This is a genomic window from Afipia sp. OHSU_II-C1, from assembly GCF_000497575.1.
In the GTDB taxonomy this organism is placed as follows: domain Bacteria; phylum Pseudomonadota; class Alphaproteobacteria; order Rhizobiales; family Xanthobacteraceae; genus Afipia.
Genome location: NZ_APJI01000020.1, coordinates 58,222 through 71,289, shown reverse-complemented (window position 1 = coordinate 71,289; position 13,068 = coordinate 58,222). Strand labels below are relative to the sequence as shown.

The 13,068-nt window shown below is 62.1% G+C and carries 12 protein-coding genes, 1 tRNA gene and 1 pseudogene; 5 read left to right on the top strand and 9 right to left on the bottom strand.

The window, feature by feature from the left end; translation table 11 throughout:
- Window positions 1-4 precede the first annotated feature (4 nt).
- From dapD to rpmH, 9 genes are all read right to left on the bottom strand, one after another.
- The gene (gene dapD / locus I554_RS0121120) at window positions 5-850 is read right to left on the bottom strand and encodes a 2,3,4,5-tetrahydropyridine-2,6-dicarboxylate N-succinyltransferase (protein ID WP_024574429.1); all 846 of its coding nucleotides are present in this window, start codon (window positions 848-850) and stop codon (window positions 5-7) included.
- 274 nt (window positions 851-1,124) lie between these two features.
- Entirely contained in the window at window positions 1,125-1,823 is a 699-nt protein-coding gene (locus tag I554_RS0121115; RefSeq protein WP_024574428.1) for a pyrimidine 5'-nucleotidase, read from the bottom strand.
- Complete coding sequence (locus tag I554_RS0121110; RefSeq protein WP_244432813.1) at window positions 1,820-2,950, bottom strand: DUF1036 domain-containing protein; 1,131 nt, start codon at window positions 2,948-2,950, stop codon at window positions 1,820-1,822. The genes I554_RS0121115 and I554_RS0121110 overlap by 4 nt, the downstream gene beginning before the upstream one ends.
- Before the next feature lie 13 nt (window positions 2,951-2,963).
- Window positions 2,964-3,863, bottom strand: coding sequence for an acetylglutamate kinase (argB, locus tag I554_RS0121105; protein WP_006022320.1), 900 nt, complete (start codon window positions 3,861-3,863; stop codon window positions 2,964-2,966).
- An 83-nt stretch (window positions 3,864-3,946) separates the two neighbouring features.
- Entirely contained in the window at window positions 3,947-4,327 is a 381-nt protein-coding gene (locus I554_RS0121100) for a DUF423 domain-containing protein (protein ID WP_024574426.1), read from the bottom strand.
- A complete protein-coding gene (yihA, locus tag I554_RS0121095; protein ID WP_024574425.1) occupies window positions 4,327-4,992 on the bottom strand; it encodes a ribosome biogenesis GTP-binding protein YihA/YsxC in 666 nt (221 codons plus the stop codon). Before yihA ends, I554_RS0121100 begins: the two co-directional genes overlap by 1 nt.
- A 170-nt stretch (window positions 4,993-5,162) precedes the next feature.
- Window positions 5,163-7,004, bottom strand: a complete 1,842-nt coding sequence (yidC, locus tag I554_RS0121090; protein WP_024574424.1) for a membrane protein insertase YidC — start codon at window positions 7,002-7,004, stop codon at window positions 5,163-5,165.
- A 53-nt stretch (window positions 7,005-7,057) separates the two neighbouring features.
- Complete coding sequence (gene rnpA / locus I554_RS0121085) at window positions 7,058-7,405, bottom strand: ribonuclease P protein component (RefSeq protein ID WP_024574423.1); 348 nt, start codon at window positions 7,403-7,405, stop codon at window positions 7,058-7,060.
- A gap of 44 nt (window positions 7,406-7,449) precedes the next feature.
- The gene (gene rpmH, locus I554_RS0121080; protein ID WP_008542748.1) at window positions 7,450-7,584 is read right to left on the bottom strand and encodes a 50S ribosomal protein L34; all 135 of its coding nucleotides are present in this window, start codon (window positions 7,582-7,584) and stop codon (window positions 7,450-7,452) included.
- A gap of 359 nt (window positions 7,585-7,943) precedes the next feature.
- On the opposite strand from rpmH, the gene I554_RS0121075 reads away from it, so the two are divergent.
- From I554_RS0121075 to I554_RS0121055, 5 genes and pseudogenes are all read left to right on the top strand, one after another.
- The gene (locus tag I554_RS0121075) at window positions 7,944-9,389 is read left to right on the top strand and encodes a HAMP domain-containing sensor histidine kinase (RefSeq protein WP_029659796.1); all 1,446 of its coding nucleotides are present in this window, start codon (window positions 7,944-7,946) and stop codon (window positions 9,387-9,389) included.
- Between the two features lie 120 nt (window positions 9,390-9,509).
- A tRNA-Arg gene (locus tag I554_RS0121070) sits at window positions 9,510-9,586 on the top strand.
- 472 nt (window positions 9,587-10,058) lie between these two features.
- Window positions 10,059-10,697: a Chromate resistance protein ChrB gene (locus tag I554_RS0121065; protein ID WP_024574421.1), complete on the top strand. Its 639-nt coding sequence runs from the start codon at window positions 10,059-10,061 to the stop codon at window positions 10,695-10,697.
- Window positions 10,690-11,927: pseudogene (locus tag I554_RS25775) on the top strand (MFS transporter). Before I554_RS0121065 ends, I554_RS25775 begins: the two are co-directional and overlap by 8 nt.
- Window positions 11,914-13,068, top strand: coding sequence for a multidrug transporter (locus I554_RS0121055; protein ID WP_024574420.1), 1,155 nt, complete (start codon window positions 11,914-11,916; stop codon window positions 13,066-13,068). Before I554_RS25775 ends, I554_RS0121055 begins: the two are co-directional and overlap by 14 nt.

Here is a 13,068-nt window from a genome sequence, read left to right as displayed (position 1 = left end):
TATATCAGTCCCGCAGCAGTTCGTTGATGCTGGTCTTCGAGCGGGTGCGCTCATCGACGCGCTTGACGATGACGGCGCAGGCCGTGTTCGGACCTGGCTGGCCGTTCTTCAGCGGCTTGCCGGGCAGTGTGCCGGGAACGAGCACCGCATATTCCGGCACTTCGCCGATGAAGGTCTCGCCGGTTTCGCGATCAACGATCTTGGTCGATGCGCCGAGGAACACGCCCATCGCGAGCACCGCGCCCTTTCGCACGATGACGCCTTCGGCGACTTCGGAGCGCGCGCCTATGAAGCAGTCGTCCTCGATGATGACGGGACCGGCCTGCAGCGGCTCCAGCACGCCGCCGATGCCGACGCCGCCCGAGATGTGCACGCGCTTGCCGATCTGGGCGCAGGAGCCGACGGTGGACCAGGTGTCGACCATGGTCGCTTCATCGACATAAGCGCCGAGATTGACGAAGGACGGCATCAGCACAACGTTCTTGGCAATATAGGCCGAGCGGCGGACGATCGCGCCCGGCACAGCGCGGAAGCCGGCGTCGCGGAAACGGTTCTCGCCCCAGTCCTCGAACTTTGAGGACACCTTGTCCCACCACTGCGCGCCGCCGGGGCCGCCGGTGATCGGCGCCATGTCGTTGAGACGGAAGGACAGCAGCACCGCCTTCTTCAGCCACTGATTGACATGCCATTTGCCGTCGGCCTGCCGCTCCGCCACGCGCGCTTCGCCCTTGTCGAGCAGGTTGAGCGCCAGCTCCACGGCATCGCGCACCTCACCCTTGGTATTGGCGTTGACGGTATCGCGGGCCTCGAAGGCGGCATTCAGCGTGGTTTCAAGCGCGGAGAGAGACATCGGTGTTCCTTGGGGAGTGCGATCGGATTTATTGATTGTCAGTATGCGTATTGACAATCTGCATACGTCTTTTGTCGGTTTTGCGGGCGTTGAGTCAAGCTGGGCGAACTCGCCATAAGCATGGGATGTTTGCGAGGATTGCCCCACCCCGGCGCTTCGCGCCGACCCTCCCCACAAGGGGGAGGGAGAAGAAAGAACCAGTGCTGCCGCATTTCTTGTCCCTCCCCTTGATGGGGAGGGTGGCCGGCCGAAGGCCGGTCGGGTGGGGTGATTTCTATAGAGCCTTAATCGCCGCCAAAAACCCGGTCAGATCGTCGGTAATGTGATCGACATAGGCGGCGTCGCGGCCCTCCAGCTCCCAGTCCTCGCGGACCACGTTCTTGGTGCCGTCCGGCACCACCAGAACTGTGGTCATGCCGAGATCGTGCGGCGTCACCAGGTTGCGGGCGAGATCCTCGAACATCGCGGCCTTGGCGGGATCCACGCCATGCAGCTTGAGAAACTTCATATAAGTCTGCCGCGCGGGCTTCGGCTCCAGCTCGGCGGCGACGATATCGAACACGTCCTCGAAGTTTTTCGCGATGCCGAGCCGTTCCAGCACCTTGCCGGCATGGGCGCGCGAGCCGTTGGTGAGGATCAGCTTGCGGCCGGGGAGTTTTTCGATCGCGGCGCCCATTGCCGGATTGGGTTCGAGCGGCGAGTGGTCGATCTCATGGACATAAGCGAGGAAATCATCGGCGCGCAGGCCATGCTCGGTCATCATGCCGCGCATGGTGGTGCCGTAACGGCGATAATAGTCCTTCTGAATCCTGAAGGCTTCGTCCTTCGGCACATTCAGATACTGCGCGACGAAATCGCGGATGCGCACGTCGACCTGCTGCCACAGATTGACGTGATGCGGGTAGAGCGTGTTGTCGAGATCGAACACCCATGTCTCGACATGGGTGAAGCTGCGCTTGTCTTTCTGAATCATGGTGGTCCGAATCTCAAAGTCTTGCCGGCGCCCGCGCCGATCTCGACGCGCTCATAGCCGCTGGCGTTCAATCCCCGCCCGCCGCAGTCGCCCTGTTCGGTGAATTCGAACTGCGTCTCGCGGGTGCAGAGCATGGTGGTGCCGCCCCAGTTCACCGGGCGGCTGTTGATCTTGATGGTGCGGCCATCGCTGTCGACCGCCTCGGCGAAACTGTAGATCCTGCGGGGCTGCCCCGTCACGTCGGGATGCAGGCACTTGCCGGGCTCGATGCGATACCAGCCGCGGCTGGTGACGGTCTTGCCGTCGTCGGTGGCAATGGAGGCCATCACGCGATACTGCGTGTCGTTGCACCAGGTGAGGCCGGTGGCGGAGGGCTGTTCGACCGCCGCGATCATGGTCTCGAAGAAATTGGACGACTGGACTGCATCGGGATTGAGGCCGCGCGCTTTCAGGAATGCGGCGAGGGCATTCTGCGTTTTCGGGCCGTCGACGCCGTCGATGGGGGCGGCGTCATAGCCTGCGATCACCAGCAGCCGCTGGATCGCGGCGAGGCGCGCCTGCTCGTCGTCATACTCGGCACCTTCGGCGAGATACGCGATCTGATGCCCGTCTTCGCCGTTGCTGGGTTTGATTTCGGTGAACGCCGCCGCGGTCTGGCCGCCGCGGCACTGGCGTCCGGCAATGACGAAGTCTTTTGGCGCAATGCAAAGATTGTCGGTGCCGTTCTGCGGCGCGGGCGACGCGCCATAGACCGGCAGGGACCGCGCATGCAGCAGGATGCGGTCGGCGGTGATGTTGCCTTGCGCCACCACACGGCAGGTTGCCGGATCGATGCGGAACCAGCCGCGCGTCGCGGTGGCGGTCTTGTCCTCGATGCCGATGGCGGCTTCGACGACATAACTCATGCGATTGCAGATTTTAAGATCGGCGCGGGCGGGGGAGGTTGATGCAACTGTAGTAAAAATAGCTGTCGCAAGAGCGATCAAAGCAACAACCACGTTTCTCTCAACGTCATGCCCGGACTTGTTCCGGGCATCCACGTCTTTCTTGCCGCGCGAAGCCAAGGCGTGGATGGCCGGGACAGGCCCGGCCATGACGCCGGAGAATGTTGCGACCTTCTCGCTCATGGTCGAGACATCATCACTTGTGGATCAGTGTTCCCGTGCCCTGATTGGTGAACAGTTCGAGCAGCACCGCGTGCGGCGTCTTGCCGTCGATGATGACCACGCCTTCGACACCGGCTTCCAGCGAATAGATGCAGGTCTCGACCTTCGGGATCATGCCGCCGGAAATGGTGCCGTCGGCGATCAGCTTGCGCGCGTCCTTGATCGACAGTTCGGGAATGAGCTTCTTCGACTTGTCGAGCACGCCGGGCACGTCGGTCAGGAGCAGCAGGCGCTTGGCCTTCAGCGCGCCGGCCACGGCACCCGCGAAGGTGTCGGCGTTGACATTGTAGGTCTTGCCGTCGCCGGATGAGGCCAGCGGAGCCAGCACCGGAATGAGTTCGTAACCGATCAGCTGGTTGAGCAGCGTGAGATCGACCTTGTCGGGTTCGCCGACGAAGCCGAGATCGACCACCTTCTCGATGTTGGAGCCGGGATCGACCATGGTGCGGGTCGCCTTGACGGCGGTCACCATGTTGCCGTCCTTGCCGCACAGGCCAACCGCCTTGCCGCCGGCTTCGTTGATATGGCTGACGATCGATTTGTTGATCGAGCCGGCCAGCACCATCTCGACGATTTCCATCGTCGGCGCGTCGGTCACGCGCAGGCCTGCTGCGAATTCCGACTTGATGCCGAGCCGCGCCAGCATGGATGCGATCTGCGGGCCGCCGCCATGGACGACCACGGGATTGATCGCGGTCTGTTCAAGCAGGACGATGTCGCGGGCGAACTGCCGGGCCAGGTTTTCCTCGCCCATGGCATGGCCGCCGTATTTGATGACGATGGTTTCCTCGTCGTACTGCTGCATGTGCGGCAGCGCTTCCGACAGGATGCGGGCCTGATCCTGTGCGCTGATATTGGTCGGCAGATCGATCATGGGGAAATTCTCGTTCAGGCGGGCAATGATTCGACGAGGGTTTAGCCGATTGGCGCGAGGGTGCAAAGCGTCCGCGGCGCGGATCAGCCTGCGTGCCACGGCCAGGCCGCAGCGATGGCCAGCACCAGCCAGCTCAGAATAAGGAGTGTGCCGCCGGTCGGCGCGGCCATTGTGAACAATCCATGACCGGCATACTGGCGCATGGTCAAGTCGCCTGCGAACAGCGCCGCGCCAACGATGAAGCCGAAGGTCGCAGCCAGGCCGAGACCGCGTCTGGCGATGCCGTGCCCGGTCAGCAGCGCAGCGCCGATGACGGCGCTGGCGTGGAACAGCAGCATCGATGAGGCGGAGGCCAGCCGCGATGCGTCGGGCTGGTGGGCAGACGCCGCCGCCAGCGCGACACCGGCCGCGCCCATCAGCCCGGCGAGGATGGCTGCAAGGCGCAGCGCGCCATTCTGGGTCATCAGATTCTTTCCCTGAGAAGACGGATCATGGCGGCGCGCAGCTCGGGCATGCCGTCGCCGGTGCGCGACGATGTCACCAGCACGTCGGGAAACGCCGCGGGGTGTTTCGCCAGCGCTGCCTTGGTTGCGGCGAGGGTGTCCTCAAGCGCGGTCTTCTTGACCTGGTCGACCTTGGTCAGCACCACCTGATAGCTGACGGCGGACTTGTCGAGCGTCTTGAGCACGTCGTTGTCGACGTCCTTGAAGCCGTGACGGGAGTCGATCAGCACATAGACGCGGGCGAGGTTGGCGCGGCCCTGCAGGAATTTGTGGATCAGCGTGGTCCATGACGCGACCTTGGCCTTGGGCGCGGAGGCGTAGCCGTAACCCGGCATGTCCACCAGCCGCAGGCCGGCGTCCTTGCCGTCCGCTGGCGTCGGGCCTTCGAAGAAGATCAGTTCCTGGGTGCGGCCGGGTGTGTGCGAGGTGCGCGCCAGCCCGTTGCGGCCCGTGAGTGCATTGATGAGGCTGGATTTGCCGACATTGGAGCGGCCGGCGAACGCGACCTCGACGCCTTTCATCGGCGGCAGCGCTTCGATCGACGGGGAAGCCCAGAAAAACTGCCAGTCGCCGGCGAAGATCTTCCGCCCGGCTTCAATCAGCTCCGCATCGGTTTGATCGGTCATGCGAAGGTCTTCCAGTTTTGTCCAATGAGCTGGACCATCCTATTTCGTCATGGCCGGGCTTGTCCCGGCCATCCACGCCTTACTTTACCGCCTGACAAGACGTGGATGCCCGGGACAAGCCCGGGCATGACGGTGAGAGATATGCGCGGCGCTCGTAGAACGAGCCGTCGCTACGTCGTTTTCTTGCTGCCCGCGAAGGTCGACTTCACGTTGTCGAACAATTCGATCTTCGCGCCGTTCTTCTTCATGATGTAGCTCTGCTGCAGCACGGACAGCAGGTTGTTCCAGGCCCAGTAGATCACAAGACCTGCCGGGAAGCCCGCGAGCATGAAGGTGAAGATCAGCGGCATCCAGTCGAAGATCATCTTCTGCGTCGGATCGGGCGGCGTCGGGTTCAGCTTCATCTGGAACCACATCGTGATGCCCATGATGATCGGCCAGATGCCGAGATGCAGGTAGTAGCCGAGAACCGGAAGCTGCGTCGGATCGAACGCGAACAGGCCGAACAGGTTGAACAGGTTGGTCGGATCGGGCGCGGAAAGGTCCTTGATCCAGCCGAAGAACGGCGCGTGCCGCATTTCGATGGTGACGAACAGAACCTTGTAGAGCGAGAAGAACACCGGGATCTGGATCAGAATCGGAAGACAGCCCGCGATCGGGTTGATCTTCTCCTTCTTGTAGATCTCCATCATCTCCTGCTGCTGCTTCATCTTGTCGTCAGGATACTTGTCCTTCAGCGCGGCCAGCTGCGGCTGGACGGCCTTCATCTTCGCCATCGACGCATAGGACTTGTTGGCGAGCGGGAAGAAGATCAGCTTGACCAGCACCGTCACCGCCAGGATGGCGACGCCGAAGTTGCCGAAGATGTGGAAGAACCAGTCGATCGCCCAGAACATCGGCTTGGTGATGAAGTAGAACCAGCCCCAGTCGATCAGGCGGTCGAACTTGTTGAGGCCGAGCTGCTTGTCGTAGGCGTCGACGGTGGCGCTTTCCTTGGCGCCGGCGAACAGGCTGGTCGCCGTGCTGGCGGTGCCGCCGATCGCAATCGTCATCGGATCGAGCAGATAGTCGGTCTGGTAGGTGCGCAGCGTGCCGACGAGGTTGGACGAGAAGCGCGCCTGCACGTTGGCCTTCGGGCTCGGCAGTAGCGTCGCAGCCCAGTACTTGTCGGTGATGCCCATCCAGGCGTTGGTCACCTTGAACTCGACCGCCTTGGCATCGTCCATTTTCTTGTAGCCGTACTCCTGCAGGCCCTGATCGCCGAGAACGCCGATCAGGCCTTCGTGCAGGATGTAGTAGCCGGAGACGTGCGGCGTGCCGTGACGCGAAATGAGGCCGAACGGATACAGCGTGACCGGAGCATCGCCGACGTTGGAGACGTCGTCCTTGATCGTGAACAGATACTTGTCGTCGATCGAAATGGTGCGCTTGAACGTCAGGCCCTGGCCGTTGTTCCAGGTCAGCGTGACCGGAGTCTTCGGGGTCAGCGCGCCGGTGCCTTCCTGCGTCCAGACGGTGTCGCGGGTCGGCATCTTCGTCGTTGCGCCTGCGGCCGGCACGAAGCCGAATTCGGCGTAGAACGGTTCCTTGGTGCCCGACGGCGAGAACAGTTCAATGGCGGGCGATTTCGGATCGACGGTCTCGCGGTATTTCACCAGCGCGACGTCGTCGATGCGGGCACCGGTCAGCGCGATGCTGCCGCTGATGTTGGGCGTGTCGATCTTCACGCGTGGGCCGGCTGCAATCGCGGAGGGGCGGCTCTGGATCGGCGCAGCGGAGGCTGGCGTTGCCGGTGCACCGGCCTGCTGGCCGGGAGCGGCGGGCGTCGGCTGGTTCGCGCTCGGCGTGGTGGTCGCGGGCGTCGCCGGATTGGCGGCCTGCTTCTGCGCCAGCTCGGCCTGCTGCGCGGCGCGCTGCTTTTCCATCTGCGGAATGTTGTAGAGGTATTGCCATGCGATCAGCACAAGGCCCGACAGGATGACGGCGAGGATGGTATTGCGATTTTCGATCATCGTTCAGGTCTCGTCATGCGCTCGGGCGTGTTCGGGAAGGACTGTGTGTGGCTTCAGGTCGCTGGCGGTCGGGGCGTCTGGCGCTCGAGGCGGCTGAGCGCCGAGCGCAGATCGTTGAACATGGTTTCAAAGCCGCGGTCCAGCGCGGCACGACGGCCCACTATCACATAATCATGGTGGGGTCGCATGGATATGACATCCAGCCGCTTCACCAGTTCGCGAAGCCTGCGGCGGACGCGGTTGCGTTCCGTCGCGGTGCCGACTTTCTTTGTAACGGTAAATCCGACGCGGACCGGGCCGTCGTCGTCGCGCCGGCGCGTTTGCACCACAAAGGCAGGACTGGCCATGCGTGGTCCGCTGGCCGCGGCGATGAAATCCGCGCGCTGCTTCAACCGGTCCATGATTCCAACCGGCGCATGGGAAAAGGTCCCGGGATAAAGGTCGGTCAGGCGCTCAGACGCTTGCGGCCGCGGGCACGGCGGGCAGCGAGAACCTTGCGGCCGCCGGCGGTCGCGAGACGGGCACGGAAGCCGTGACGGCGCTTGCGCACCAGTTTGCTGGGTTGATAAGTCCGCTTCACGGTCGTTCTCCGCTACCGAAATGCGCGTCCGACGGCTCGTCGGAGGCAATTCGCCGATAAATGAGATGAAATCCTGCGATGCCGGCCCTGAAGTGGACCAATTTCGGTCCAAAATGAACCGGCCCGGTCGAGCCGGGCCATCGAGGACAGTTGGCGCGGCTTATACGGGAGCAGCCTGTTTTCGTCAATCTTGGGGTTTTATACCGCGCTCAGGTTGTGGAGCGCGGCCAGAGGCTTAAACCATAACAGTTCCGGGGGTTTGACCCGGGTCGCCGACAGGCGCATCCTGTGGCGGCAAATCATGAAAATGGGCAGGCGATCACTCAATGGCGGTATCCGGCCAGGAACCTGATCGGACAATGGAAAAGCTCCGGCCCGGGCTGCGGTTCGGGCTGTCGGGAAAGCTGTTGCTGCTGACGATTCCCCTGATCCTGATCGTCGAAATCCTGATCTATGTGCCATCCATCGCCAACTTCCGGGTGAACCGGCTGAACGACCGGCTGGCTGCGGCAAGCACCGCCGCGCTGGTGCTGGACGCCGCCCCGAGCGGCATGGTTCCCGATGCGCTGGCGCGGCAGATTCTCGCCAGCATCGGCGCGCGCGCGGTAGCCATCAAAAGCGGATCGCAGCGGCGGCTGCTGGCGGCGGCCGATATGCCCGCGAAGATCGACCACGACATCGACATGCGCGACACGAGTGCATGGTCGGCCATTGTCGACGCGTTTCAGGTCATGATCGACAGCGGCGACGAGGTGATGCGCGTGATCGGGCCGGCGCCCGGCAGCGGGCAGTTCATCGAAGTCGTGGTGGACGAAAAGCCGCTGCGCGCGGCGATGTTCCGTTTCTCGCGCAACGTGCTGCTGCTGTCGCTGGTGATGACGAGCATCACTGCAGGCCTGATTTACTACGCCCTGCATCATCTGTTCGTGCGGCCGATGCGTCGCGTCACCGCCAATCTCGTCGCGTTCCACGAAAATCCGGAAAGCACTGCGCGCATTATCGAACCGTCGAAACGCTCCGACGAGATCGGCCTTGCGGAACGCGAACTGTCGGACATGCAGCGCGATCTGGTGTCGATGCTGCATCAGAAGAACCATCTCGCCGCGCTCGGGCTCGCGGTCTCGAAGATCAACCACGATTTGCGCAACCTGCTGGCGTCGTCGCAGCTTCTGTCCGATCAATTGGCCAGCGTGCCCGATCCGCGCGTGCAGCGATTTGCGCCGAAGCTGATGCGCTCGCTGGAGCGCGCCATCGCGTTCTGCCAGTCGACATTGTCCTACGGCAAGGCGCAGGAGGCGCCGCCTGACCGCCGCCGCGTTCTGATCGAGCCGGTGGTCAACGAGGTGCGCGAATCGACCGGGCTGGCCTCCGATACCTCGATCGAGTGGATCAACGCCATCGAGCGTGGCCTGACCGTCGATGCCGATCCCGATCAATTGTTCCGGGTGCTGCTCAATCTGGCCCGCAATGCCGCGCAGGCGCTGGAGAGCGACAAGTCCGGTGACGCCATTGCCAAGCAAATCCGCTTCACCGGCCGCCGCGAGGGCGCGGTGACGATCCTTGAAATCTCGGATACCGGCCCCGGCATTCCCGAAAAGGCCCGCGAACATCTCTTCGAGGCGTTTCAGGGCTCCTCACGGGATGGCGGCACCGGGCTGGGGTTGGCGATTGCAGCCGAACTGATCCGGGCCCATGGCGGCGAGCTCAATCTGGTGGATGGGACCATCGGCGCGACGTTCCGAATCACGATTCCGGATCGGGCCGTGGAGCTGCGCAGCTTGCGGGATGCGCGGGCGCGGGCCTGAAAAACTGCCATTTTGGCCCGAAATCCATGTCTTATCGATCTTGCAAAGCCGTTCCGGAGCCGGTAGCTATGGCGCTCTTTCGCGGCCCGGCCACCGGCCTCTCTCAAGTCCGCGAAATGCGCGCCCGTAGCTCAGCTGGATAGAGCACCAGACTACGAATCTGGGGGTCAGGAGTTCGAATCTCTTCGGGCGCGCCAGTCAATTCAATAGCTTACCAATATTGCACCGTTTCAAAAGTCAATTCTGAAACGGTTTTTGAAACGGTTTTCGCTGCGTCCTGCGCTATGGCCGAGTCCTCTACTTTTCGCCACGCTACATTTCGCTGGTCATGAAGGAAGTTCGTTAACGGCAGATGGCTGGCGTACCTCGCTGACTAAAGACCCTCCAAGAACGTGAGGTGAAGGAAGCGCGAATCTGGAAAGCGGCGTAAGCGTGAGCACGTTCCGGTCCCTCGCGGAGAGCGGGTCAGCCAGGCGTTTCAACCTTACAAGCCGGTCGGGGTAACGTCTGCGGATCGAACCGTGCCTCTCCGGACAGATGCATCATAGCTGAATTCCGCAACCCTAGGCGCGCGAGCGCCTCTGATGCGCACGGGCAAACAGTCAGCCTCGCTCTGGAGTAACACCTGTTGCATTTGGCCTGGGTCATCTGTATTGCAACAGGTGTTGCATGGAGGTTGATATTACTCACGAACCGAATTGGCTGCTGTTCCTGGCGCAGCTTCCTGCTGCGCCCTCTAGCGCGCGCGTGGCACTTTGGCGGCGCTTGCGCGCAGCGGGTGCTGCTAGCGCCCTAAATGGAGCATGGGTGCTACCGCAAGCGGAAGGCCATGCTGAACTCTTCGCGCAACTGGCCGATAGCGTTCGAAAGCAGAACGGGAGTGCGACCGTATTTCTAGTCCAGGCGATGAGCCCAACTGAACAGGAAACGCTTATCACCCGTTTCCAAGCCGATCGAGCTCGGGAATATGATGAATTCGCAGAACGCTCGCGCGGCTTTCTTGATGAGATTAAAGAGGAGACCCGGCTTCGGAAGTTCACCTTCGCCGAACTCGAAGAGATTGAAGATGACCTCAACAAGCTTTCAGCCTGGTTCGCGAAAATCAAAACGCGCGACTTCTTTCCGGACGCCCGAATACAGAAGGCAACGGAGCAATTTGAGACCTGCGGCACAGCGTTGACCGCCTTCGCTGAGGAAGTCTACGCTCACGAAGGCGTAAATGCTCCAATAGAATGTGATGCAGATCCGCTGGACGCCAACGGCCGGGAGCACGCCCCGAAGCATCCGGGAAGACGGCAGCATGGCTAATCATGTTCTGCCTCCCTCTATAGGCCTTCGAGCCCTGCCACGCGGAATCTGGACGCTCGGGTTCGTATCGATGTTCATGGATATCTCCTCCGAGATGATCCATGCGCTGCTGCCCGTGTATCTTGTCACCGTTCTTCGCGCTTCAACGCTCACCGTCGGGCTGATCGAGGGCCTCGCCGAAGCAACGGCAATGATCACTAAGGTCTTCAGCGGCGCTCTTTCCGACTGGCTGGGTCGCCGCAAACTGCTGGCGGCTATCGGCTACGGTCTCTCCGCCGTGACAAAGCCGATCTTTCCGCTCGCGACTACGATTGAGTGGGTTGTAGCCGCCCGTTTTCTTGACCGGGTAGGCAAGGGAGTACGCGGAGCGCCGCGCGATGCGCTTGTAGCTGATCTCGCGCCAGCCCGGCTACGCGGGGCAAGCTTCGGACTAAGACAATCGCTCGACACCATTGGCGCATTTCTCGGCCACTCGCCGCGCTCGGGCTCATGCTACTCACCCGCGACAATTACGCGATGGTGTTTTGGATTGCGGTCGTCCGCGCGTTTTTCGCTCTCGCCCTGATGGTGTTTGGCGTCGAAGAGCCGGAGCGGGCTGCCGCCACCCTGGAAAAACCTAAGCCACGTTTCAGTGACGCTTGGCGACTATCGAGGCCGTTCTGGGCCGTAGTAGGAGTTGCCGTAGTGCTGACCCTGGCTCGGTTCAGCGAAGCGTTTTTGGTTTTAAGGGCACAGAACGTGGGCCTCGCAATCGCGATCGTGCCCGCCGTTATGGTGGTCATGAATATCGTTTACGCGCTCTCCGCTTATCCAGCCGGTGTGCTATCCGACCGGTTTGGACGCCAGGGCGTGCTGATCGTCGGGGTTAGTACGCTTGTTTTCGCCGATTTGATCCTTGCCTTCACGACATCGGTGCCAGTCCTTTTGGTGGGCGTGGTTTTTTGGGGTCTCCATATGGGCTTGACCCAGGGACTGCTCGCGACACTTGTCGCCGACACGGCGCCGGCCGAGTTGCGCGGAACAGCGTTTGGTGTGTTCAACCTCGCAAGCGGCATCGCCATGCTCATCGCCAGTGTCGTCGCAGGAGCTCTCTGGGACATCTATGGGCCGGTCGCGACTTTCCTCGCCGGCGCAGCCCTCACCGCCATGGCGCTCATCGGCCTCCTCGCCTTGCTGGCGCGATTTGCGGAGGGCAACAAAAACGTCGGGAGCGAACATGGTCATGACTGATGATAAGGGCCTGGCTAGACATGTGCGCCGGTTCCTTCGGGGATTGATTGTGCTGGTGTTGATCGGAGCTCTTGGTGTGCTCCTCATCTGGGGCTTCATTGAAGGCCGCAGCGAAGCGACGGCGGAAGCCCAGCGCGAGCAGCCGGTTAAAGCCGCCGTCCATGTTACACACACGGACACTGGGCTGCCGACAATCACGCTGAGCTCGGATTTGCAAAAGCAGGCCGATATCGCGGTGAGGCGACCGAACACTGTGCCTTACCAGCGGCAGGTGCAGGGCTACGGCAGTGTTCTCGACCTACAGTCTTTCACGAATCTCAGCAACAAGATCGCCACTGCCAAAGGCCAGCTCGCCGTCGCTCAGGCAAAACTCAATGCGTCGCAGGCGGCATTTGAGCGAGCGCGAGTGCTGCATGGCAAGGGCGAAGCTATCTCGACGGCCCAGTTCCAGACCGCCGAAGCAACTTACCGGTCCGATGAGGCAAGCGCTCAGGCGGCGCAGTTGCAGACACAAAATGCATCGGCAAGTGCATATCAAGCGTGGGGTCCGTTGCTCGGCCGCTCGCTCGCGGACGGCACCGCACTAGCCCGCGATCTGATTCAACGAAGGAAAGTGTTGGTTCAGGTCACGCTTCCCGTGGGCGTATCGCTCGCGCAGCCGCCGCAGACGGCATTCATCGAAACCACCACCGGACAACGCGTCAGGATCGAGTTTGTCTCTTTGGCAACGCGTACCGATCCGAAAATTCAAGGAGTGAGCTTCTTCTACACCGCCGATGCGGCGAGCGAAGCACTGCCAGGCATGAACGTAATCGCGCTGCTCCCCGTCGGGCAGCCGACACCGGGGGTGGCTATTCCCGGCACGGCAGTGGTGTGGTTCCAGGGAAGCGCCTGGGTCTATCTGCAGACCAAAGCCGATACGTTCACTCGGCGCGAGATCCCGACGGGGTTGCCGTCGCCGAACGGCGGCTATGTCGTACCTGTACTCCCAACCATGCTACGCCTAGAGCCGGACGCGCCTGCGTCCGATGCGGATAGCGCCGCACAAGGCTTCCCCACAAATGAGTCACTGGTGGTGACGGGAGCGCAGGCGCTGCTGTCACAGGAATTCAGCGCTCAGATTCAGGTCGGGGGAGATTAA

Coding starts and splice junctions, on each gene's coding strand:
- dapD (WP_024574429.1), bottom strand. CDS start 850: ATGTCTCTCTCCGCGCTTGAAACCACGCTGAATGCCGCCTTCGAGGCC.
- I554_RS0121115 (WP_024574428.1), bottom strand. CDS start 1,823: ATGATTCAGAAAGACAAGCGCAGCTTCACCCATGTCGAGACATGGGTG.
- I554_RS0121110 (WP_244432813.1), bottom strand. CDS start 2,950: ATGAGCGAGAAGGTCGCAACATTCTCCGGCGTCATGGCCGGGCCTGTC.
- argB (WP_006022320.1), bottom strand. CDS start 3,863: ATGATCGATCTGCCGACCAATATCAGCGCACAGGATCAGGCCCGCATC.
- I554_RS0121100 (WP_024574426.1), bottom strand. CDS start 4,327: ATGACCCAGAATGGCGCGCTGCGCCTTGCAGCCATCCTCGCCGGGCTG.
- yihA (WP_024574425.1), bottom strand. CDS start 4,992: ATGACCGATCAAACCGATGCGGAGCTGATTGAAGCCGGGCGGAAGATC.
- yidC (WP_024574424.1), bottom strand. CDS start 7,004: ATGATCGAAAATCGCAATACCATCCTCGCCGTCATCCTGTCGGGCCTT.
- rnpA (WP_024574423.1), bottom strand. CDS start 7,405: ATGGACCGGTTGAAGCAGCGCGCGGATTTCATCGCCGCGGCCAGCGGA.
- I554_RS0121075 (WP_029659796.1), top strand. CDS start 7,944: ATGGAAAAGCTCCGGCCCGGGCTGCGGTTCGGGCTGTCGGGAAAGCTG.
- I554_RS0121065 (WP_024574421.1), top strand. CDS start 10,059: ATGGAGGTTGATATTACTCACGAACCGAATTGGCTGCTGTTCCTGGCG.
- I554_RS0121055 (WP_024574420.1), top strand. CDS start 11,914: ATGGTCATGACTGATGATAAGGGCCTGGCTAGACATGTGCGCCGGTTC.